Raw genomic sequence first — 23,676 nt, 5'->3', positions numbered from 1 at the left:
GCGGCTAATTATGCCGCCTTTAAAGCAAAAAGAATAGTTTATAACCTGTAATTACAGCAGCTCAGCGATCATCTTCTCAAGTTTTCCCTGATCTACAGCAAATTTACGGATGCCATCCGCCAGTTTTTCTGTAGCCATTGCATCCTGATGATGTTCCCAATAGAACTGAGCTTCATTCAGTGGCGCCGGGCGCGCTTTAATTTCACCGCTATAACCCAGCTTATATTCAACCTCACCCTGAGTTTCAGACAGCTCTTTCAGCAGCGCAGGCGCAATAGTTAAACGGTCACAACCCGCCAATTCCAAGATCTCACCGGAGTTACGGAAACTTGCGCCCATCACAACAGTGTCATAGCCATGTTCTTTATAATATTGATAGATTTCCGTCACAGAAACTACGCCCGGATCTTCGTGTGGAGCGTACTCTTTCTGATCACTGTTCGCTTTATACCAATCGAGGATACGACCAACGAATGGAGAAATCAGGTAAACACCCGCTTCTGCGCAAGCCCGGGCCTGAGCGAAAGAGAACAGCAGAGTCAGGTTACAGTTAATACCTTGTTTTTCTAACTGTTCAGCCGCACGGATACCTTGCCAGGTTGAAGCGAGTTTGATCAGAATACGATCATTGCTGATACCCGCCTCGTTATACAGCTTAATCAGGCGTTTAGCTTTAGCTACGCTACCTTCGGTGTCATAAGACAGACGGGCATCAACTTCTGTAGAGATACGGCCAGGGATCAGTTTCAGAATTTCCAGACCAATATTCACAGCCAGTTTATCGCTGGCATCCACAATCTGCTGCTCACGGGAATCACTTTGTTCACGCGCCCACGCAATGGCTTCATCAATGAGTTTGCGGTATTCAGGGATCTGTGCAGCGTTAAGGATCAGAGATGGGTTAGTTGTAGCATCTTGTGGCTGATAAAGTTTCATCGCCGCAATATCCCCAGTATCTGCTACTACTGTTGTCAGTTTACGCAGGGAAGTTAGTTTATCGGTCATTTTGTCATATCTCATCGTTATGCGTGAAATTAAGGCATTGTTACTGAGCCATCCATTGATGATAACACGGCAAGGCCTTGCTGCAAGGCGGTAAAAACGATCACTGACAGTTAGTTGGTTCGCAAATGTTTTCAAACAGTGTAAATAAAATGCCTCACAGTTTCCGTTATCGTTGTTATTATTCTTTTCACCTGAGTTTTTATTAAAGTAGCTCAATCTGAACAACCGGGACGATATTATGCTTATTACTATTTCACCAGCAAAAACCCTTGATTATGAAAGTCCGCTTGCCACGGAAAAATACAGTCAGCCAGAATTACTCGACCAATCAAAGCAGTTAATCAGTATCTGTCGAGAACTGACGCCTGCTCAAATTGCCAGCCTGATGGGTATCAGCGATAAACTTGCTGGTCTGAATGCAGCCCGTTTTGGTGAATGGCATGCTGATTTCACACCAGAAAATGCACGTCAGGCTATTCTGGCATTTAAAGGTGATGTTTATACCGGTATGCAAGCTGAAGTTTTTTCCGATAGGGATTTTGATTTTGCTCAGGATCATCTGCGGATCTTGTCCGGCCTTTACGGCGTGCTTCGTCCTTTGGATCTGATGCAACCTTACCGACTGGAAATGGGGATCAAACTGGCAAATAAACGCGGTAGAGATCTCTACTCTTTCTGGGGAGATCTGATCACGGAAAAGCTTAATGAAGCCCTGGAGCAGCAAGGCGATAATATATTGGTTAATCTGGCTTCCGATGAATACTTCAAATCCGTTAATACGAAAAAGTTAGCCGGTAAAATTATCAAACCCGTATTCCTTGATGAGAAAAACGGTAAATATAAAATCATCAGTTTTTATGCGAAAAAAGCCCGTGGACTGATGAGCCGGTTTATTATTCAAAATCAGCTAACCCAATCTGACCATCTGGTGGAGTTTAATCTGGATGGCTATACCTTTGATGAGTCGTTATCCAAAGGGAACGAGCTGGTATTCAAACGCCCGGAACAACACTAAAACTTTTATCATTGATAAGAAAATAAACGCCGCATGATCTGTGCGGCGTTTATTTTCTTAATTACTCAGGTGCTCTTTCCAGCAGGAAAGCCCGCAATTCAGCAAAATTTGCGGGTAAGCAATGGGACAATAACGCTAAATCAGCCCGTTCTGCCAAAGCTTCAGGCAAGGGTAATTCCTCTCCCAAAATTTGCTCCACACTCTCTTTAAATTTCGCCGGATGAGCCGTACCGAGAAACAGCCCATACTCACCTTCCTGTAACTGATCACGCAGAACACGGTAAGCAATAGCAGCATGAGGCTCAGAGATATAACCCAGTTTAGCCAGCGCCTTAATCGTCTCTTTAGTCACTTCATCACTGACTACACCATGGCTCAATTCACTTAGCGGCCAGGATTTACGATAAAACAATTCTTCAATACGCGGCCAGTTGTTTGGCTGACTAACATCCATTGCATTGGAAAGCGTGGCAACTGTCTGATGAGGCACCCATTTTCCATCGGTCAGGTAACGTGGAACGGTATCGTTAACATTAGTCGCCGCAATAAAGCGTTTTACCGGCAACCCCATTGATTTCGCCAATAAACCCGCGGTCAAATCACCAAAATTCCCACTGGGTACAGAGATAACCAGTTGTTCACGTTTATTTTCTGGTAATTGAGCAACCGCCTCAAAGTAATAGCAAATTTGCGCCAACAAGCGGCTGATGTTAATTGAGTTAGCTGAATTGAGATACAGAGCCTGTTTTAACTCATTATCATCAAACGCCTGCTTAACCAATGCCTGGCAATCATCGAAATCACCATCAATCGCTACCGTATGAATATTACCGCCCAATGTACAGAACAGTTTTTCTTGTAACGGGCTGATTTTTCCCTGCGGATAAAGGATAACCACCTGTACATTGTCCAACCCATAAAAAGCGTGTGCTACCGCTGCACCGGTATCGCCGGAAGTCGCGGTCAGGATAGTCACAGGCTGCTCACCAGCAACCTGTGCCAGCATTTGCGCCATAAAACGACCACCAAAATCTTTAAATGCCAGAGTCGGGCCGTGGAACAATTCCAGTGTTGCAACATCATTTTCCACTTTTGCTACAGGCGCCGGGAAAGTAAAAGCGCTCTTAACCCGTGCCGCCAGTTGTTCTGGCGGAATCTCATCACCAATAAACGCCGAAAGAATATGGCCACTGCGGGTGACAAAATCCAATTTCAGTAGCTGATCAATTTCTTCACGGTTAAATTCTGGCAAATCTTGCGGGAAAAAAAGCCCTTGCTGTTTGCCTAATCCCTGCTTTACCGCCTGCGCAAAACTCACCTGCTCGCGATTGTCTTTTAAGTTATACAGTTTCATCCGTTCCGTTACCCTATCTGTCGTGCGCCTGCAAGATCCAGACGGCAAATGTGTACAAAACCTTCATCATTCTGAACATAATGCTGTTGCAGCCACTGCGCCATTTTCTCTGCGGTAGTCATATCATTACAAATGGAAAACAACGTCGGGCCGGAACCAGAAATACCACAGGTCAACGCACCTATCGCTTTTGCTGCCTCACGGGCCTCGGTAAAACCCGGGAGCAGTTGCGTCCGATACGGTTCAGCAACCACATCTTTCATCAATCTGGCTGCCAATTCTGGCTGCCGTGTATGGCAAGCATGAATAAAACCAGCCAGAAAACGTCCGTGGTCGATAACATCCTGTTTCGAATATTTTGCCGGTAAAATGGCTCTGGCTTCCGCAGTGGAAACGTTGATTCCCGGATAGACCATCACCCATAGCCACTCATCAAATGACGGTACCGGCTGACAGATAATGTCCTCCTGTTCCATAATCAATTGCAAACCACCAAGGTAGCATGGAGCGACATTATCATAGTGAATGCTGCCGGAAATACGCCCTTCCAGTTGCCCCATCATTTCCAGTAATTGGTGTTCACTGAATGGGTGCCCCGTAAATTCGTTCAGCGCCATCAAGCCCGCCACAACCGAACACGCGCTGGAGCCAAGACCAGAACCAATTGGCATATTCTTTTCCAGCGTCATTTCCACGGGTAATTGTTTACCTAAATGCTGGCAAAACAGCTGCCAGCACTGATACACGATATTGTACTCCGGCTCCGCAGGTAACTTTCCGACAAACCGTCCTTCATTACGCAAGCTAAAACTCTCCGCAGCCCGGACAGTAACACAGTCACCTAATAAAGTACCATCAACAGGAGAGACCGCAGCTCCCAGCACATCAAACCCAACACTGACATTCCCGATAGATGCGGGCGCATAGACTTTAACCACAATTAAACTCCCTGTTTCCAGGATAAAGTACGCAGTATATCTGCGAAAACACCTGCGGCAGTAACATCATTACCTGCCCCGTAACCCCGCAGCACCAACGGTATTGGTTGGTAGTAACGTGTGGAGAAGGCCAACGCATTTTCGCCATTTTTAACTTTATAAAGCGGATCATTACCATCCACCGCGGAGATTTTCACTCTGCACCGGCCATTTTCAATCATACCAACATAGCGCAACACTTTTCCTTGTTCCTTTGCTTCTGCCACACGCTGGCTGAAAACTTGATCAAGCAAGGGCAAATGTTCAAGGAAAGTATCCACACTACCGCTACTATCAAAAGAGGCTGGCAGCACAGGCTCCACATCAATATCCCCCAGTTCAAGTTCATAACCTGATTCACGAGCAAGGATCAATAGCTTACGGGCAACATCCATACCGGAGAGATCATCACGAGGATCCGGTTCGGTATAGCCTTTCTCTTTCGCCAGTAAAGTCGCCTGAGATAATGACATCCCTTCATCCAACATACCAAAAATGAAAGAGAGAGAACCGGAAAGAATACCATTGAACTGCACCAGTTCATCGCCCGCGTTAAGCAGGTTTTGTAAGTTCTCAATAACCGGCAAACCCGCACCCACATTGGTGTCATACAGAAATTTACGTTTAGATTTCTCTGCTGCCTTACGGATCTGACGATAATAAGCCATTGACGAAGTATTGGCTTTTTTATTCGGCGTTACCACGTTGAAACCATCACTCAGGAAACTGGCATATTGGTCAGCAATTTGCTGACTAGAGGTACAATCGACTATCACCGGATTAAGCAAATGGTACTCTTTCTCCAGGCGAATTAGACGGCTTAGGCTAAATGGCTCTTTGGCCTCTGATAAACATTGCTGCCAGTTATCAAGACAAATACCTCTCATATCCGTCAGCATAGCTCGTGAATTGGCGATACCACATACCCGTAAATCAATGTGCTTTTGTTTCAGCCAGGTTTGCTGACGACGGATCTGCTCAAGTAAAACACTGCCAACACCACCAACACCAACAACAAAGAGCTCGATCACCTGATCGGTATTAAATAACATCTGATGACACAGACGAACCGCTGTCGTTGCCATTTCATTGTCGATAACCGCAGAGATAGAACGTTCAGAAGATCCCTGTGCGATGGCGACAATATTGATATTACCGCGAGCCAGTGCGGAGAAGAAACGGGCAGAGATGCCACGTAAGGTACGCATACCATCACCCACAACAGAGATAATGGAAAGATTTTCCATCACATCCAGAGGATCAAGAACACCCTCTTTCAGCTCGAGATAGAATTCCTCACTCAACGCCTGACGAGCACGTTCCAATTCACGTTGAGGGACACAGAAGCTGATGCTGTATTCTGAAGATGACTGAGTAATCAGCACGACAGAAATCCCTTTGCGGGACATAACAGCAAATACCCTTGCGGCCATACCAACCATCCCTTTCATACCGGGGCCTGATACGTTGATCATTGCCATATTGCTCAGGTTGGTAATCCCTTTCACCGGCGTACTTTCATCTTTCTGTCCGTCACCAATAAGTGTTCCCGGTGCCTCTGGATTGGCTGTATTTTTAATCAAACAAGGGATCTGGAATTGGGCAATCGGGGCAATAGTCCGTGGATGAAGCACTTTAGCACCGAAATAAGAGAGTTCCATCGCTTCCTGATAGGACATGCCTTTTAATAGCCGAGCATCCGGTACAACTCTGGGATCACAGGTATAAACGCCATCCACATCCGTCCAGATTTCGCAGCATTCAGCCCGCAAACAAGCAGCCAAAACAGCAGCAGAATAGTCAGAACCATTCCGACCCAGAACAACCAACTCCCCTTTATCATTGCCGGCAGTAAATCCAGCCATCAGGACAATATGGTCATCAGGAATATTCAGAGAAGAAATACGCTTGGTAGACTCATTAATATCTACTGTAGATTCAAGGTAATGACCTTGTGCCAATAGATTTTTTACCGGATCAATCACCGTGACTTTGTGACCACGTGCCTGCAATACAGACTCCATGATTGCGATAGAGAGTTTTTCACCACGACAAATCAGTGAAGCGTTAATACTGTCCGGGCATTGACCCAATAATGAAATACCATGCAGAACCTGTTTCAATTGAGCAAATTCTTGCTCCACCACCATTTTTAACCGCTCATAATCAAAACCAGGTTGTGCTTGCACTAACCCCTGCAATAAATCAGCAAAGATCCGCTCTGCATCGTGCATATGGGTAATAACATCTTGCCCAACCACCGTTTTTTCGATCATCGCCACTAAATGGTTGGTAATTTTTGCCGGGGCAGAAAGCACTAACGCAACCCCTCCCTGAGAAAGTTTTTTCTCTGCAATATCGGCGACGCTCTGCACACGCTGGCAATTAGCGACCGAAGTTCCTCCAAATTTAAGCACTCGCATTAACATTTTTCTCCTGATTTCACGCCAAAAAAAAGCCCGCATCTGATTTGGATGCGGGCTTTTCTCTCTATCTTAATATATGCGTCAGCCCGCCCCGCAACCTGTGGTTCCGGTGGTGATAATAATTGTCGTTTTCAGGCTGATAGTTTGCATAGGTTCCTGTCTGTCATTTAATTAGTTCGACCCTATACTGGTTAAATGAATTCTTTCACAAAGTCAAACATTTTATCTAAATAATCTTATTTTTTTGATATTTTTCCCATTGGAATAATTCATTTCATAGTCATCAATACCAACAAATATATCTTACTGAACGTAATATTTTAGTTGTTAAATCTACTTTTAACAAAATTAACAATATGTTTTATCTTTTAGTAAAAATCAGTTATTTTTGTTCGCCGACAAACTTATTGTGGATTATTTTTCGCACAATAACGATCGTCACATTAACAGGAATTTGTCATTTGCCTGACATAGTACAAGGTATAAAATAACAAATATAAATAATATTAACGTGCTACAATCAATTTTGATGTACGTCAATAAAAGGTAGTTTTTTTAGATGGTAAATGCATTGCAAGCTGTTATATTGCTGTTAATAGACTAACATAACACTGTTTAGCTAGTTTTTTCGGGTATATGCCCACAAAGGAAAAACAACTTTTACTTTCAGTGTAAAACATATCAATAAATGTTATTACTGACTTAAGCTATAATTTCAGTGATGACAAACAATAACCAGTAAATATCCTGAGATAAGAGTAGTTTGAGTCATTCTGATTTTATTTTAAGCGATTCTAGGTAGCAACCATGCAAACCCCGCACATTTTGATTGTTGAAGACGAAATTGTCACTCGCAATACCCTAAAAAGCATTTTCGAAGCTGAAGGGTATATCGTTTATGAAGCCACTGATGGTTCAGAAATGCACCATATTCTGTCAGACAATGACATTAACCTGGTGATTATGGATATTAATCTTCCAGGCAAAAATGGCTTGTTACTTGCCCGCGAGTTGCGTGAGCAAGCGAATGTTGCTCTGATGTTCCTGACCGGCCGTGATAATGAGGTAGACAAGATCCTTGGGTTGGAAATTGGTGCAGATGATTACATCACCAAACCCTTTAACCCACGTGAATTAACTATTCGGGCCCGCAACCTGCTTTCCCGTACCATGAATCTGAGTAATCTCAGCGAGGAACGCCGCCTGGTTGAGAGCTACAAATTCAATGGCTGGGAATTGGATATCAATAGCCGTTCTCTGATCAGTCCTGCTGGTGAGCAATACAAATTGCCACGCAGTGAGTTCCGCGCCATGCTTCATTTCTGTGAAAATCCGGGTAAGATCCAGACTCGCGCAGAATTACTGAAAAAGATGACAGGCCGCGAGCTGAAACCTCATGACCGTACTGTTGATGTGACTATCCGGCGTATCCGTAAACATTTCGAATCTAACCCAGATACGATGGAAATTATTGCCACCATTCATGGTGAAGGTTATCGTTTCTGCGGTGATTTAGAAGCGTAACGTGAATCATCGATACATCTAAATAAATGAAGGATGGGATATCCATATGGGACCCCATCCTGCCTCTCAGTTTTCCACAACTTTCCACGGCATAATGGGTACAGCACTGATCGCATTCTTCGGTGAACCATCAATCATTTTGTCAGAATAAGTCAGATAGACTAATGCATTACGGTTTACATCGTAGAAACGAACAACCTGAAGTTTTTTAAACACCAGTGAAGTGCGTTTCTGGAAAACAATCTGACCTTTCTTATCGCCCTTTTTAATCTTATCTGTCAGTTCAATGGATCCAACCTGCTGGCAGGAAATAGCCGCATCAGCGGTATCTTCCGCAAGCCCCAATCCCCCTTTTATTCCGCCTGTTTTTGCTCTGCTCAGGTAGCAAGTCACATTTTTAACATCTGGATCATCAAACGCTTCCACCACAATTTTGTGATCTGGCCCGATAAATTTAAAAACGGTGTCTACCGAGCCAATTTCTTCAGCCTGAGTAGCCAAAGGTACGAACAACAATGTAGTTGCTACTAATATCTTTATGATTTTTAACATATATAATCTCATACCTTAATTAATTAAGCCTAAAATTTCACCACAGTAATACCAAACAATATGGTAATACCACCAACAATAATAGTTACTCATTAATATAATTTCATAAAGTAATGAGTGAAATAATAATACGAACAAGTATCCTATTGTAAATAGAAGACTTGTCTTACACTTAGTGTTTATATCCAGTAGAGTTATTGTTGAATGCTACTCTTGTCAATAAATTATGAACACGAGCAGCACGCAGAGACCAAAACGTACACAATATATGTGAATGATTCGTTTCACTTAGCCTGCGAGACTGTTCAAATAGCAAACAAAATAGCCTAATGGTATAGGCTCTTATATTATTCTTTCTGGTCTTAATGACTAAGGAGATGTATGGATCAAACCAGCATCATTCGTGATTTATTACGTTGGCTAGATAGTCATCTGGATCAACCGTTATCACTCAACAATGTTGCAGCCAAAGCAGGTTATTCTAAATGGCACCTGCAACGTATGTTTAAAGATGTTACCGGCCAGGCTATTGGCTCCTATATCCGTGCCAGAAGGTTATCGCGGGCAGCCGTTGCTTTGCGTTTAACCAGCCGTCCTATTCTGGATATTGCTTTACAATACCGATTTGACTCCCAACAAACTTTCACTCGTGCATTTAAAAAACAATTCAATAAAACTCCGGCACTTTACCGGCTCAGTGAGGAATGGTGTGCAGCCGGTATTTGCCCCCCCATATTGCTGGATAAGAGGCATATTCCCGAAGCAACATATATCACGCTGGAGGAACAACCTCTGGTTGGTATAGAACAGACCTGTTCCTATACGCTGGAACAGTGGTCCAGTTCTTGTACTGAAATGCGCCATAATTTCTGGACCTACTATCTGCAAAATGCAGAAGTGTTACCGCCGGTGCTTTATGGCCTTCACCACGCTATTCTCAACCCAGACAAAGAAGATGAGCAGACGGTATTCTACACGACAGCAGTAGAACCCAAATATGCACAGTTTGATGTGGCAGGTAGTCAACCTGTTACATTGCCAGCTGGAGAATATGTCTCATTCAGTTACTATGGCACCAAAGATGGCTTACAGGATTTCCTGTTCACCGTCTATGGTATTTGCTTGCCAATGTTAAATCTGACACGCCGAAAAGGATACGATATCGAACGCTATTATCTCACCAATACCAATGACCGGGAAAAGGAAGCAGCGAATCATATCATCGAATTTCAGTATCTCATTCCTATCCAGCACTAACGCTGTAATTCATCCAGTGCGGGCATATCAAGATGTGTGATATCGCCTGCCGTTTCCACAATCCAGCCTGATGCTAGCCACGGGCTGTGCTGATAATCCACTCTAGACAGAGAGCAATTACGCAAACGAAGACGACGTTCAGCATGTGCGGGTAATCCCAATATCGTGCTAACTAAACATCCCAAAGCGATTCCATGACTGACCAGTAACGGCCGGCTACCACTAGGCAAATGACGGCAAGTCTCCAGCGCGGCCCTCATTCGCACGGAGAGTTCCTCCATAGATTCACCTTCAGGGATGCGCCCACCCGGTGTACCATCAAGGACTTTCTTACGCCACCTTTCTTCTTCTGAAGTCAGTGAGTCAATATTTCTGCGCTCAAGCACTCCCATGTGCAATTCACGCAAACGTGGCTCCAAAATAACTTCACAACCGCAAACCTCAGCAATGATTTCTGCGGTACGACATGTACGCCCGAGGTCACTGGTAATAATATGGGTAATATTTTCAGATTTTATTCTTTGCGCCACTAATCTGGCCTGATGTTCGCCTGTCTCGGTTAAAGGGCTGTCAGATTGACCCTGGATACGACGTGCCGCATTCCATTCAGACTCCCCATGACGAACAAGATATACCTGTAACATTTTCATTTTCCGTTATACTGCGTAAATATTAGTTCAAAGGATAACTTATCTATTATGTATCACGTTATTGCTGCAACCACCAACCCCGCCAAAATTAAAGCCATCAGTCTCGCATTTGATGACGTTTTTGGACCAGGTGCTTACCGGATCGAAGATATCAATGTAGACAGCAGTGTCCCACAACAACCCATAGGTAACACAGAAACCCGTACCGGTGCCCGCCAGCGTGTGATGGCAGCCAGGCAGGTCCGCCCCGAAGCAGATTTTTGGGTAGGTGTGGAAGCAGGTATTGAAGATGATATGACATTTGCCTGGATGGTAGTGGAATATCAGCAAATTCGCGGAGAATCCCGCTCTGCCAGCCTGATGCTGCCAGAGAAAATTCTTGATGGTATCCGCGAAGGTCGTGAATTAGGCCACGAAATGGCTTACCTCACAGGTGTTGATAACATCAAACAGAAAGGCGGTGCTATTGGCTTTTTCACTGATGGCATCCTGACTCGTACCAGTGTGTACCATCAAGCCCTGATACTCGCTTTAGTGCCTGTCCATCATGAAATTTATAAAGAACTGAATACCCGTTAAAACAGGCATTCACCTAGGCCGCAGTCGGCGGCCTGTCATTTCAGCAATTGTTCTTCTAACCACGCTTTCACATCGTTTGAAGCAAACTTCAAGCTATTAGAACCACGAGTGATAGTCGCAATTCCAACCCCAAGTTCATTTTTCAGCTCACGTTGGCTCATTTGCCCACTCATCAATTCTTTGATAATCCGTACTCTTGTAGCCAGAGCTGTCCGCTCATCAGGCGTCAATAATAACTGCAAAACCGGATGTTGCAGATCTTGCGCAAAAGCCTGTTGGAGTAACGTCACGAAGCGTTGCCAATCTTCATTATCTTGGGGCGAAAGCGCCGGGTCTGTCAGATGATTTGGAGTCATAATTAATCAGTTGTCATACTATTTAACTAGTACAGCAGCATAGCATAGTTTGCCATAAATCAGTATCGCCTTTGCCATTCTGCGTTAGCCAACACATTTGATGACTTACCCATAAAGTTACTGTAGAAAACATCATAAGCCAAAACATTTTTGACATAACTGCGCGTTTCGGAAAACGGAATGCTTTCAATAAAAGCTATCGCATCCAACCGCCCACCACTGTCAGATAACCAACGATCCACACGGGCCGGACCCGCATTATAAGCAGCACTGGCGAGTATTCGGTTATGACCAAAACGCTGATAGACCGATTCGAGATAAGCCGTACCAATTTCGATATTCGTCAGCGGGTTCATCAACTGGCTACTGTTTACATATCCCTGAATACCATTTTGCTTAACCGTATCCGCCGCCGTTCCCGGCATCACCTGCATCAAACCCATTGCACCGACTGGAGAACTGGCTTGAGGATTCCAGGCGCTTTCCTGACGGGCTATCGCCATTGCATAACTTTGAGAAATCCCCTTATCTGACGTGAAACGACTGAAATCTTGCTGCCATGCCAACGGAAAACGCTCTTCAAGATGGTCCCACATTTTCCCGGTTATTGTCGCCTGTACACTAAGAGCCGCCCATTTTTGGTTAAAAGCATAACGTGCCAACTGCTGCTGCTGTGATTTATTCTGGCTGGCAACCAAATAACTCCACTCTATGCGGGCAAGATTATCCATCTGCCAATATATCAGTTCCCTTACTCTTCGCACTTCGGGCATCGAAGCCATCGTCGCATCTGGCTTTTCTGCGGTATTAATCGTCAGTGGATAACGGATATTCAGTCTTTGCGCAGCAACCATTGGGTAAAAACCGCGACCTTCCGTCAACTTACGCAGTATCGCCTCACCTTCGCTTTTATTACCCTGCGTCAATAAAATATTAGCCCACCAATAACGCCATTCCTCTTTGTTCTGGTTCGCTGACGGTAGCAATTTGATCCACTGAGCCAGACCCGGCTCATCTGCATGACCCAACGCCAGACGAACACGACGCTCAAGCAGTGAAACAGATTGGCTATCGCGGATCACATCATCGCGCCACTTCTCCTGCTCATCGTTTACATCCCCCATTAACTGCCAGGCAACAATATCTTTTAACCGCTGACGCTCGCCGTCATTCATCTTTTGCGCTCTGGCAATTGATGGAATAATTGCTCCTGCCTGATCCGGATCTTGACGGGCAAGGAGTGAGAAAGCCGTTAAAGTAACGACACGGGTAAAATCAGTCGGCCCGGTATTATCAGCAAAAACAGAGACAGTCGCAGGATCATCCTGCAACTTAATCAAGCCATCACCGATACTTTTGTATCCCAGCGGCAATCGCTTAGCGAGGTAACTGACCAGCGAAGTGTTCCCTGCTTTCAATGCGAGACTAATACGCTGTAATATCAGTTCCGCCGATAAGTAGCCCGCTTGCTGCCAGACATCAAATAATTTATCGCAACTGGCAGGTAAAGAGCGACCATTCAACCAAATGTCTTTCGCTCCCTGCCAGGCAACCGGCTCTTCACCAGTCGCCCATTTGGCAAAATAGTAATTACAACGGCTTGTAATCGATTTCGGTGCTGTAGGACTAAATGCCAGCAACCCACGCCAATCTTCACGATGTGCAAGTTCATTGATAAAACGGGATGGTAAAGAGCGTGCTGGTGGCAGATTAGGGTAACTATCAATAAAGCTACGGATCTGTTCTGGTGTCACCAGCGCCAAATCCTGAGTCAGTTCCCGGTATTTAAGATAAGGATAAAGCGGGTAGTCTTTCAATGTTGGCATCAATCTCGCCACCTCAGCCATATCACTGGCATCCCACGCTTGCTTAATTTGCTGATATCGCTGCCGCTGATCGTCCAGAGAATCAGCGTTTACTGCGACAGACACAAAAACCAACCCTATAGCCACCGCAAAGTGTTGCCATTTAGCCATTACCACACGCTCCTCCCGGAGATCAAATTGAATAGGTTAATATTACAAATGTATACACACCATAATAATATAATCACCGCCACTTACCACATTAATTCACTCCATAATGAAATATTTAACCATATATACTAAACAGGTAAGTTTTTTATCCAATAAATTGATCCATCCTAACAAACTCTCCCCAGAGTCATCCTATTCCGGCAATTGGGTTATAGAGTTTATTAACTTAAATCGGGTAAACTGTGATAAATCGTGTTCAGATGAACATAAATAACCTAACTGGATATAATCAGATACCAACACGCCCTGTTCATGCGATTGACTTCGCAAAACAGGCATTATCATCACAACAATCAGAGATAGCGAGGCTTATAGCAACGTGGCTCAATATGTTTACAGCATGCATCGGGTCGGCAAAATTGTCCCCCCGAAGCGTCATATTCTAAAAAATATCTCCCTGAGTTTCTTTCCGGGAGCCAAAATTGGTGTTCTTGGCCTTAACGGCGCGGGCAAATCAACCTTACTGCGGATTATGGCCGGTATTGATAAAGATATCGAAGGCGAAGCCCGCCCACAGCCGGGAATTAAAATTGGCTATCTACCACAGGAGCCAAAATTAAACCTTGAGCACACTGTCCGCGAAGCAGTAGAGGAAGCAGTTAGCGAAGTGAAACACGCGCTGACCCGTCTGGATGAAGTCTACGCAGCCTATGCTGATCCTGATGCTGATTTTGACAAACTGGCTAAAGAGCAAGGTGAACTAGAAGCGATTATCCAGTCCCACGATGGTCATAATCTTGACAACCAGCTTGAGCGTGCAGCTGACGCGCTGCGTCTGCCGCCATGGGATGCAAAAATTGAGCATTTGTCCGGGGGTGAACGCCGCCGTGTAGCAATCTGCCGTTTACTGCTGGAAAAACCAGATATGCTGCTGCTGGATGAACCGACAAACCATCTTGACGCCGAATCTGTCGCCTGGCTGGAGCGCTTCCTGCACAATTACGAAGGTACTGTTGTTGCAATTACGCATGACCGTTATTTCCTTGATAACGTTGCCGGCTGGATTTTGGAACTTGACCGTGGTGAAGGTATTCCATGGGAAGGTAATTACTCTTCATGGCTGGAGCAGAAAGACGCCCGCCTGGCTCAGGAAGCATCAACAGAAGCCGCCCGCCGTAAATCTATTGAGAAAGAGTTAGAATGGGTTCGCCAAAATCCAAAAGGCCGTCAGGCAAAAGGTAAAGCACGTCTGGCCCGGTTTGAAGAATTAAACAACGTTGAATACCAGAAACGCAACGAAACCAGTGAACTGTTTATCCCACCTGGGCCACGCCTGGGCGACAAAGTTCTGGAAGTGGAAAATCTGACCAAATCCTATGGCGACCGGGTGCTTATCGACAATCTGAACTTCTCTCTGCCAAAAGGGGCAATTGTCGGGATTATCGGGCCTAACGGTGCAGGTAAATCCACCCTATTCCGTATGCTTGCTAACCAGGAACAACCTGATTCCGGTACTATCACATTAGGTGAAACCGTCAAACTGGCTTCTGTAGATCAGTTCCGTGACAATATGGATGATAAGAAAACCGTCTGGGAAGAGATTTCCGGCGGTCAGGATATCATGCGTATCGGCAACTTCGAGCTGCCAAGCCGTGCTTATGCTGGCCGTTTCAACTTCAAAGGTGTTGATCAGGGTAAACGTGTCGGTGAACTGTCTGGTGGTGAAAGAGGCCGGCTACATTTAGCTAAACTGTTGCAAGTTGGCGGTAATATGTTGCTGCTCGACGAACCAACCAACGACCTGGACATTGAAACCTTGCGTGCACTGGAAAACGCCCTATTGGAGTTCCCAGGTTGTGCAATGGTTATTTCCCATGATCGTTGGTTCCTTGACCGTATTGCAACCCACATCATTGATTATCAGGATGAGGGTAAAGTGACTTTCTTTGAAGGTAACTTTAGTGAATACGAAGACTATAAAAAACGGACTCTTGGTGCCGAAGCGCTAGAACCGCATCGCATTAAATATAAGAGAATCAGCAAGTAATCATATTAGAAATGGCCTGATAACAGGCCATTTTCCTCTCAATTATTTACATATAAACTCGTAGTCTTATTCCTTATGCTATGTGTAAGATGAGTATCATGGATAATCTTTCCTTCTTTCAAAGTAATAATACGATCTGCATGCCTAATAAGCCTATTATCCTGTGAAGCCACAACAACCGTTCCTCTTTGGTTATGAGCAATAAAACTTAAGATATCAATGGCTACCTGGCAGTCATAATTATCAAGATAACTGGTCGGCTCGTCAGCAAACAAATACTGGGGGCTTTTCACAATAGCTCTGGCTATTGCTACCCGTTGTTTTTCATTGTCACGTAATTCATTGGGATATATATCCTTCTTGTGTTTCAGACCAACAATATTGAGGGCCTTAGTTGCCCTGGTCATGGCTTCCTGATGGGAAGCTGTGATTCCACAGGACAGAGATAATAGCAAATTATCCAGGACTGTAAGTTCATTAGATAAATTAATTCTTTGAAAGATAAAACCACAATTCATCAAATGGAATCTATCTAATTCGCTGTTATTCAGTTTACCCAATTCTTTGTCAGCAATTAATATTTTTCCTCTATCGAGACGCAATAACCCGGAAATCGTTGCCAGGAAAGTACTTTTTCCCGAACTGAGATCCCCAGTAACCAAAGTAAATTCACCTGGAAAAATAGAAAGAGTGATGTCTGAAATCATTTTCTGGCTAGCTTTACTGTTAGAAAAACCATATGAAATATCAATGGCTTCAATCGTAGCAATTTGATTCAAATTCATTATCTCAGCATAATAGTGTAAGAAATCTGGCATTATCAGTAACACTTGCAGCCAGAGCAATCCGTAAAAATACAGATAGTTATCATTATAAGATTACACAAACGAGGGGAAATCATATAAGAAATATCTCAACTAAAAGTATATCAATATTTCTACCAGTGACTATTTCAAATGGCTATCTGTATGCTAAAATTAAAATTTCACTAAACAAAATCAATCCATTCCTAGCAACCACTCATTAGCAATAGGCCATTATTTTGTTAGTTCAAACACAAAAATAACATCAGACAAATAATTTCTTATATATAAAAACACCTTAATATCATAACAACATGTTAAAATTAATATTTAATTTCCATATAACAACAACGCATCAAACATTAAATCTTTAATAAAAAACCAACCTTATCTTATTCAAGAATAAATCACAAATATAAAAATTTTTATTTACAAATCAACATGGAAGTATTTAATTATTAATTTTGCTTTTATTCAAGGAATAAATAATCAATAGAAGTATCAAAAATATTAATAGCTATTATATATTTTATTACTTATCAGTAATAAAAACATCCAACCACAATTCATATTGTGGCTGGATATACATTGAATATATTTATTAATTTATCATATAAAATATTATATATGAATCTAATTATAAACGATTCAACTAACCCGTTACTTAGGATTAACCGCTAAAAGTTGCTGAATTAGCTCTATACAATGCAGAAAACGCTGATCATAGTCTGGTGAATTCACATTTACATATTCAATATTATTGTCTTTCAGCATATCTTCCAACAATTGCTGGAACGCTTTACGATCCTGCTCACTGCCAAGGCTACGCAAACCGTCAGAAACCCAAGGTGTGTTGTTTTCCAATAAAATGACCAAATCAAATCGGTATTCATCAATCAATGCCTGAACAAACGGGTGCTCACGTCCTTCATACCGCTTACAGAATGCCTGAGTAGTCACGAAATCAGTATCGACAAATGCGACTTTATTCGCATATTTTACTGCGAAATCAATATACTGAGCCTGCCCCAACGCAATCTTGTCATAATCTGAATATTGTAGCGCCATCTCATCACCCCCCAGATGAGAAAAAACATAATCACGACCATATTCCCAGGCACTGGTAGTATTAAAAATATTTGCCAATTTATTAACCAATGTGGATTTACCACTGGATTCCCCACCGAGAATCGCTACAGTACGCACAAAGAAAGGCTTTACTTCCGTAGGGATATATTCCCAATGACGGAATGGATCCTGACGAATATGCCGACCACTGATCTTCATAAACGAGCGCTGTGGATCGATAAGAATAGTCTCAATTCCCAATTGCTCTTTATAACGAGGAGCATCCTGAGCTTCACTGGAATAAATATAACTTGGATTAATCCCTTTTTTTGACATAAAGGCTTTCATGCCTTTACTCCACACATCCCAACCATGTGGATATGGCTCAATGCCCTGTTCATCAAAAGAGTGAATATGAATGTTTTTCTGATACTTAAACGTCTGAAGTAACCAGCGCAGACGATCACTGACCGTCGGTTGCTGCGACATGGAGCTGCTCATAAACAACGCCTTATCTCTGGGCTCATCATGGCAAAGGATGATATGTAACTCATCCACCTGACTACAAGCCCGCTGAATCAGATAGATATGCCCGGTATGCAATGGATAGAACTTACCGAATATCACCCCAACCGTTTTATTCTGCACAGGATATTGCACCCCCAAATAGTTATGAAGAGATGCCAGTTTTTGAGCGCTGGGACTTTTAATTTTGTCATTAATTAACTGGCTGAGATAACCTTTGGTCATACCGCTTGCATCAGCAACTTGTTGCAACGTACAACCCGTTTGTTTAATCGCTTCTTTAAGGTAGTCAAATTGACCCATATCTCCTCCCGTTTAATCAAGATCTTCCATAACAGATAACGCATCTGACAACTTTTTCACACCAAAAACTTTCATCCCTGGCAGCTCTTTTTTCGGCATATTGGCATAAGGCACTATCGCCCGTTTGAAACCATGTTTAGCCGCTTCTGATATCCTTTCCTGCCCGCTGGGTACAGGACGAATTTCACCGGCCAGCCCCACCTCACCAAAGACAACCAAATCACGCGGCAGGGGCCGGTCGCGAAAACTGGAGACTAAAGAGAGAAGTAAAGCGAGATCCGCGCTGGTTTCCGCGACCTTAACCCCACCAACCACATTGACAAATACATCCTGATCGGACATTTGCAAGCCACCGTGACGATGAAGAACCGCCAACAAAATAGCCAACCGGTTTTGCTCCAAACCCACAGCCACCCGCCGTGGATTGGTCATCATCGAATGATCCACCAGCGCTTGAATCTCCACCAGCAGAGGACGAGTTCCCTCCCACACTACCATGACGGAACTACCCGCCGTAATTTCATCGCCACGGCTAAGGAAAATCGCTGATGGGTTACTGACTTCGCGCAATCCCTGCTCTGTCATGGCAAACACCCCAAGCTCATTGACAGCACCAAAACGGTTTTTATGACTGCGTAAAGTACGAAAGCGGGAATCCGCTTCACCATCAAGCATTACTGAACAGTCAATACAGTGTTCCAACACTTTCGGGCCTGCCAGCGAGCCATCCTTGGTGACATGACCTACCATAACAATGGCAACACCGCGGGTTTTGGCAAACCGGGTAAGATAAGCAGCGGTTTCCCTGACCTGAGCGACACTCCCCGGAGAAGATTGAATATCCGCCATATGCATCACCTGGATGGAGTCAATCACCATCAATTTTGGCTGCTCCTGCTCCGCAATCAGACAAATCTGCTCAATACTTGTTTCTGACAGCATATTCAGATTATCAACCGGCAACCCCAACCGGTGCGCACGCATCGCAACCTGCTGTAATGACTCCTCTCCGGTGACGTATAAGGTTTTCATCTGTGCGGACAACTGACACATCGTCTGCAACAATAAGGTACTTTTCCCTGCGCCGGGGTTCCCGCCAATCAGAATCGCGCTACCGGGTACAACACCACCACCAAGAACCCGATCGAACTCTTTAAATCCAGTGGAAAAACGGGGAAGCTCTTCCAGACTAATCTCTGATAATTTCTGAACCCTGCTGACACCAGCATCTCCCGCATAACCACTGAATCTGTCATTACGAGAGGAAGATACTGCGGCTAAACGCACCTCAGTAATGGTATTCCAGGCATGACATGCACTGCATTGCCCCTGCCAGCGCGGATAATCCGCCCCACACTCATTACAGACAAATGCCCGTTTTGCTGCTTTCGCCACTCTGTACTCCCTAAAACGACTTTATTAACGTTCTTCGTGTTTAAGACCGCCACTTAACACACACAGTACTCCCATTAGATCAGCATGACGAATTGTCACTTTCGACTGTGCATAAACTTTCGGTTTAGCATGATAAGCAACACCCAGCCCCGCTTTGCGAATCATTTTCAGATCATTGGCACCATCCCCAATAGCGATTGTTTGTTCCAACGGGATATCCCATTTTTTCGCCAGCTTCATCAATGTGGCAGCCTTATATTTAGCATCAACAATTGGCCCGATAACCTTACCTGTTAACTTGCTGTTTTTGACTTCTAACTGGTTTGCTACCGCAGCAACTAAACGTAAATTCTGGCGCAAATGGTCGGCAAAATAGGTAAACCCCCCCGATGCGATTGCCACATGCCAATCAAAAGATTGTAACTTACGTACCAAACTGGTCAGCCCCGGCATAAGCGGCAAATCTTGAACAACCTGCCGCAAAATATCAGCATCAGCCCCTGCAAGTTGAGCAACCCGCTCCCGCAGGCTATCAGAAAAATCCAGTTCTCCTTGCATTGCCCGCTCGGTAATTTCGGCTACTTGGTCACCTACGCCGGCCAAACGGGCAATTTCATCAATACATTCAATTTGAATTGCCGTTGAATCCATATCCATCACCAGCAAACCGGGTGAGCGCAACCGAGGGATCTGCCCCAAAGGAACCACATCCAACCGGCACTCATCAGCCAGCCTCTTAATACGCGAAGTCAAACTTCCGGCAATACGTACCACCTGATAATCATCAATACGCCATGAAGAGACGATGACAATAGCAGCACCAAGCCGGTGCTGAAAATTACTGATGCGTTGTTTATCCAGGCCACGGCCGTATATCAACCAGCCACTGTCACCCGCCCGGTAATCCAATGGCATCACCTCCTCCCCACTTAACGAAAGTGGTAATCCCGGCCACTTATGGACCTCTTCCGGCAAATAGCGATAAGCCAGGTTATTAGACATTAATCCCTACTCCTGTAATCCCACATGACTCTGGCAGCAAAAAATTGCATTTCAAACTATCCTCCCTATATTGCATCTGGCAACATTGAGTTGACCAACGCCTGGAAGAAATAACCATGACCAAAGCTAAATTAAAATTTCGACTGCATAAAACAGCTATTATATTGATTTGTATTGCTTTATTAGTATTTCTAATGCAGGGCGTTTCTTATTTTAGCCGTTCTCACCAACAGGCCCAGATGGATCAATTTGAGGAATTGGCGAAAACCCTGGCAAAACAAGTCGCATTCAGCTTATCCGATTATATGGAGAGTGGCAGCAAAGATCTTAATAATGAACAGATACTGGCTAATTTGCACTACCTGACCAAAAACAGCCGCATACTTGACGCCAGTGTCTATCTTAACAATGGGACACAAGTTGCCCATAGCGGAGAAAATGTATCGGTACGGGATCGCTTATCTTTGGATGGTAAAAAAGCGGGCAGCTATTTTAACCACCAAATAGTCGTTCCCATTCCAGGAAAAGAAGAACCAAAAGGTTTTCTGCGCCTGACGCTGGACACACACAAACTGGCAACGGAATCCAAACAGGTGGATAACACCACCAACCTGCTCAGGATCATGATCTTACTGGCTCTAGCAATTGGTTTTATTCTGGCGCATAACCTGTTGCAATTAACACCCAGCCGCTGGCAACAGTCGCCTTATTTGTTGACTGCCAACAGCAAATCAAACGAGAAAAACCAGCAAGAAGAAGAATAAGTTAAAATATCTGACTGCCATCTCTCAACCCGTAAGAGCTTATTTTTTGGTAAATATGCCAAAAAATAAGCATCCTATATTATGATAAGAAAAATAAACCCCCTCACTATCTAATACCAAAAGCAATAATTCCCAAAATTACATAATAATATTCCCAGTGACACATATCACATACTTACCAATAAATAACATCAGGTCACAAATATCTATATTATTCACATAATTCATTGATTGATATCATATTTCACATTACCCTCTTATTTTTCAATGAAATATAACATATTGTTTTTACTGAAAATTTAAATAAACCCATACATCTATTCCATATCAATTAAGTAATTCTCACATATTGATTGTTAATTTAAATTAATGATTAATAGCACCCCAAAAATCACATGACGTGTGCGGGATGCTGAAGAATAATGCAAAAAAAGGTTATTGTTTTCACTAGCTTTCTTATTGTGACTACCAGTGCTAAAGCTACCGAAATATCAGATCAACAACTTATTCATCAACAGGAACGTCAGAAAGCCCTGGAGGCCCAATTAGCACCGCCACCAGCGGATATTCGTCTGTCTATACCTGAAAAAACTGTACCTTCTGAATTTCCGGTCGATACGCCCTGTTTTCCGATTACGCGTGTCGTGCTGGCAGGAACAGAAAACTTCCCGCACTGGTTACCCCTTATGCGCCTAGCCCAACAAGGCGAAAATCAATGCCTGGGCACTCAGGGGATTAATGTGTTGATGACCCGGATACAAAACCGGCTAATCAATCATGGCTATGTCACCAGTAGGGTCTTGGCTCCCAATCAGAATCTTAATTCCAAAACATTAAAATTGGTGATAATACCGGGCAAAATCCGTCACATCCGCTATACCGCTGAAAGCGGAAGTTATATCCAACGGGTAACCACCTTTCCCCCCGAGAAGGAAAGCTGCTTGATTTACGAGATATCGAGCAGGGATTAGAAAATTTACAGCGTTTTTCTACCGTTCAAGCCAATATGGAAATCGTGCCGGGTGAACAACCAGGGGAAAGCGATATTGTACTAGACTGGCGCCAGTCACGGCATTGGCAGTTAGCCACTTATATGGATGATTCAGGTTCTGAAAGCACTGGGCGCTACCAAGGCGGATTAACTTTATATCTGCACAACCCACTGGCATTGAGTGACCTATTTTATCTCTCCGGTGGGCGCGATATTCACTCCCCCTCCGGTCGCGGCAACAAAAACTACACCATCCACTACTCACTGCCTGTGGGGTATTGGATGGTGGGCATTACTGCCAGTAATTATGATTATAACCAAACGGTAGCCGGGCTACATAAAGATGATAAATACAGTGGTGAAAGCAAAAACCTAAACTTCCAGTTAAGTCGGGTCTTGCATCGTAACGCCAGCCAGAAAACCTCCCTTAACGGAGAAATTTATCGTCGCACATCCAAAAATTTCTTTAATAACATTGAAGTAGACATACAGCGACGGGAAACCGCCGGTTGGAAACTAGGGCTATCTCATCGTCACTACATCGGCAGTGCAACACTGGATGCCGGAGTGACTTACCTGCGGGGAACGCGCTGGTTTGGTGCTCAACCAGCCCCAGAAGAAGCCCGGGATGAGGCAACCGCTCTACCTAAAACAACGCAATTTACGGCCGCGCTTTCCGCGCCATTTACCTTATTTTCTCAGTCATTTTCCTACAAAACCCAATACATGCATCAAATAAGCAACAGACCATTGACACCACAAGATCAATTTTCAATTGGCAATCGCTGGACCGTACGCGGATTTGACGGGGAACGCACGCTAAACGGGGATCGTGGCTGGTACAGCCGTAACGAACTGGAATGGCAAACACCACTGAATGGTCAATCCCTATATATGGGAATGGACTATGGCGAAATTGGCGGACCTGGAAAAGAACGACAGTTGGGAAAACACCTGGCTGGTAGCGTCCTGGGCTGGAGAGGCAGCCTGAAAGGCGTGAGCTATGACCTGTTTGCCGGTATCCCTCTATCCAAACCGGATGGCTTTAAAACCTCACCCGTCACAACCGGATTCAGCTTGTACTGGCAGTACTAATTCAAAATAACA

19 protein-coding genes, 1 pseudogene and 1 other annotated feature are annotated in these 23,676 nt (G+C 44.1%); of the genes and pseudogenes, 7 read left to right on the top strand and 13 right to left on the bottom strand.

The features are described from left to right. Positions 1-51: 51 nt before the first annotated feature. Entirely contained in the window at positions 52-1,005 is a 954-nt protein-coding gene (gene tal / locus ACGF63_RS07125) for a transaldolase (protein WP_036844282.1), read from the bottom strand. Positions 1,006-1,243: 238 nt separating this feature from the next. On the opposite strand from tal, the gene yaaA reads away from it, so the two are divergent. Beyond that, positions 1,244-2,020: a peroxide stress protein YaaA gene (gene yaaA / locus ACGF63_RS07120; RefSeq protein WP_387629739.1), complete on the top strand. Its 777-nt coding sequence runs from the start codon at positions 1,244-1,246 to the stop codon at positions 2,018-2,020. Between the two features lie 61 nt (positions 2,021-2,081). Here yaaA and thrC read toward each other — a convergent pair whose 3' ends face one another. The 4 genes from thrC to ACGF63_RS07100 form a co-directional block, all read right to left on the bottom strand. Beyond that, positions 2,082-3,374, bottom strand: coding sequence for a threonine synthase (gene thrC / locus ACGF63_RS07115; protein ID WP_152963520.1), 1,293 nt, complete (start codon positions 3,372-3,374; stop codon positions 2,082-2,084). An 8-nt stretch (positions 3,375-3,382) separates the two neighbouring features. After that, complete coding sequence (gene thrB, locus ACGF63_RS07110) at positions 3,383-4,333, bottom strand: homoserine kinase (RefSeq protein WP_152963519.1); 951 nt, start codon at positions 4,331-4,333, stop codon at positions 3,383-3,385. Beyond that, positions 4,315-6,774, bottom strand: coding sequence for a bifunctional aspartate kinase/homoserine dehydrogenase I (gene thrA / locus ACGF63_RS07105; RefSeq protein ID WP_387629735.1), 2,460 nt, complete (start codon positions 6,772-6,774; stop codon positions 4,315-4,317). The genes thrB and thrA overlap by 19 nt, the downstream gene beginning before the upstream one ends. Positions 6,775-6,799: 25 nt before the next feature. Then, positions 6,800-6,920 (bottom strand) — a sequence feature (Thr leader region). Continuing rightward, on the bottom strand, positions 6,859-6,927 hold the full coding sequence (locus ACGF63_RS07100) for a thr operon leader peptide (RefSeq protein ID WP_110742820.1): 69 nt from the start codon (positions 6,925-6,927) through the stop codon (positions 6,859-6,861). It overlaps the preceding feature by 62 nt. A gap of 657 nt (positions 6,928-7,584) precedes the next feature. Between ACGF63_RS07100 and arcA the strand changes: the two genes are divergently transcribed. Then, positions 7,585-8,301 (top strand): two-component system response regulator ArcA, encoded by a 717-nt coding sequence (arcA, locus tag ACGF63_RS07095; RefSeq protein WP_036843866.1) that lies wholly within the window; start codon positions 7,585-7,587, stop codon positions 8,299-8,301. Between the two features lie 66 nt (positions 8,302-8,367). Here arcA and creA read toward each other — a convergent pair whose 3' ends face one another. After that, the gene (creA, locus tag ACGF63_RS07090) at positions 8,368-8,853 is read right to left on the bottom strand and encodes a protein CreA (RefSeq protein ID WP_081738161.1); all 486 of its coding nucleotides are present in this window, start codon (positions 8,851-8,853) and stop codon (positions 8,368-8,370) included. A 381-nt stretch (positions 8,854-9,234) separates the two neighbouring features. Here creA and robA point away from each other — a divergent pair, with 381 nt between their 5' ends. Next, on the top strand, positions 9,235-10,110 hold the full coding sequence (robA, locus tag ACGF63_RS07085; protein WP_036843867.1) for an MDR efflux pump AcrAB transcriptional activator RobA: 876 nt from the start codon (positions 9,235-9,237) through the stop codon (positions 10,108-10,110). On the opposite strand, the gene gpmB is transcribed toward robA, so the two are convergent. Next, a complete protein-coding gene (gene gpmB / locus ACGF63_RS07080) occupies positions 10,107-10,754 on the bottom strand; it encodes a 2,3-diphosphoglycerate-dependent phosphoglycerate mutase GpmB (protein WP_152963517.1) in 648 nt (215 codons plus the stop codon). The two genes, robA and gpmB, sit on opposite strands and share 4 nt — an antisense overlap. 54 nt (positions 10,755-10,808) lie before the next feature. Between gpmB and yjjX the strand changes: the two genes are divergently transcribed. Further along, entirely contained in the window at positions 10,809-11,339 is a 531-nt protein-coding gene (gene yjjX, locus ACGF63_RS07075; RefSeq protein WP_152963516.1) for an inosine/xanthosine triphosphatase, read from the top strand. 35 nt (positions 11,340-11,374) lie between these two features. Here the strand turns inward: yjjX and trpR are convergent, their stop codons facing one another. Further along, positions 11,375-11,695, bottom strand: a complete 321-nt coding sequence (trpR, locus tag ACGF63_RS07070) for a trp operon repressor (protein WP_036843871.1) — start codon at positions 11,693-11,695, stop codon at positions 11,375-11,377. 59 nt (positions 11,696-11,754) lie between these two features. Continuing rightward, on the bottom strand, positions 11,755-13,671 hold the full coding sequence (gene sltY / locus ACGF63_RS07065; RefSeq protein ID WP_387629728.1) for a murein transglycosylase: 1,917 nt from the start codon (positions 13,669-13,671) through the stop codon (positions 11,755-11,757). A 379-nt stretch (positions 13,672-14,050) separates the two neighbouring features. Between sltY and ettA the strand changes: the two genes are divergently transcribed. Next, positions 14,051-15,718 carry an energy-dependent translational throttle protein EttA gene (ettA, locus tag ACGF63_RS07060; RefSeq protein ID WP_132354584.1) on the top strand — a complete coding sequence of 556 codons (1,668 nt, stop codon included), beginning with the start codon at positions 14,051-14,053 and terminating at the stop codon, positions 15,716-15,718. 38 nt (positions 15,719-15,756) lie between these two features. Here ettA and ACGF63_RS07055 read toward each other — a convergent pair whose 3' ends face one another. The 4 genes from ACGF63_RS07055 to serB form a co-directional block, all read right to left on the bottom strand. Continuing rightward, positions 15,757-16,536 (bottom strand): ABC transporter ATP-binding protein, encoded by a 780-nt coding sequence (locus ACGF63_RS07055; protein ID WP_239002527.1) that lies wholly within the window; start codon positions 16,534-16,536, stop codon positions 15,757-15,759. Between the two features lie 645 nt (positions 16,537-17,181). Then, positions 17,182-18,417, bottom strand: a complete 1,236-nt coding sequence (gene nadR, locus ACGF63_RS07050; RefSeq protein ID WP_132354583.1) for a multifunctional transcriptional regulator/nicotinamide-nucleotide adenylyltransferase/ribosylnicotinamide kinase NadR — start codon at positions 18,415-18,417, stop codon at positions 17,182-17,184. Positions 18,418-18,429: 12 nt separating this feature from the next. Further along, entirely contained in the window at positions 18,430-19,812 is a 1,383-nt protein-coding gene (radA, locus tag ACGF63_RS07045) for a DNA repair protein RadA (RefSeq protein WP_036843875.1), read from the bottom strand. 24 nt (positions 19,813-19,836) lie between these two features. Next, positions 19,837-20,814 carry a phosphoserine phosphatase gene (gene serB, locus ACGF63_RS07040; RefSeq protein ID WP_036843877.1) on the bottom strand — a complete coding sequence of 326 codons (978 nt, stop codon included), beginning with the start codon at positions 20,812-20,814 and terminating at the stop codon, positions 19,837-19,839. Positions 20,815-20,930: 116 nt separating this feature from the next. Here serB and ACGF63_RS07035 point away from each other — a divergent pair, with 116 nt between their 5' ends. Both ACGF63_RS07035 and ACGF63_RS07030 read left to right on the top strand, forming a co-directional pair. After that, the gene (locus ACGF63_RS07035; RefSeq protein ID WP_387629722.1) at positions 20,931-21,578 is read left to right on the top strand and encodes a YtjB family periplasmic protein; all 648 of its coding nucleotides are present in this window, start codon (positions 20,931-20,933) and stop codon (positions 21,576-21,578) included. Positions 21,579-22,000: 422 nt separating this feature from the next. After that, positions 22,001-23,664: pseudogene (locus tag ACGF63_RS07030) on the top strand (ShlB/FhaC/HecB family hemolysin secretion/activation protein). Positions 23,665-23,676 lie beyond the last annotated feature (12 nt).

It is taken from the genome of Photorhabdus sp. RM322S (genome assembly GCF_042879395.1).
Taxonomy (GTDB): domain Bacteria; phylum Pseudomonadota; class Gammaproteobacteria; order Enterobacterales; family Enterobacteriaceae; genus Photorhabdus; species Photorhabdus khanii.
The sequence above is the reverse complement of the archived record's forward strand: the minus strand, read 5'-3'. Positions and strand labels throughout refer to the sequence as shown.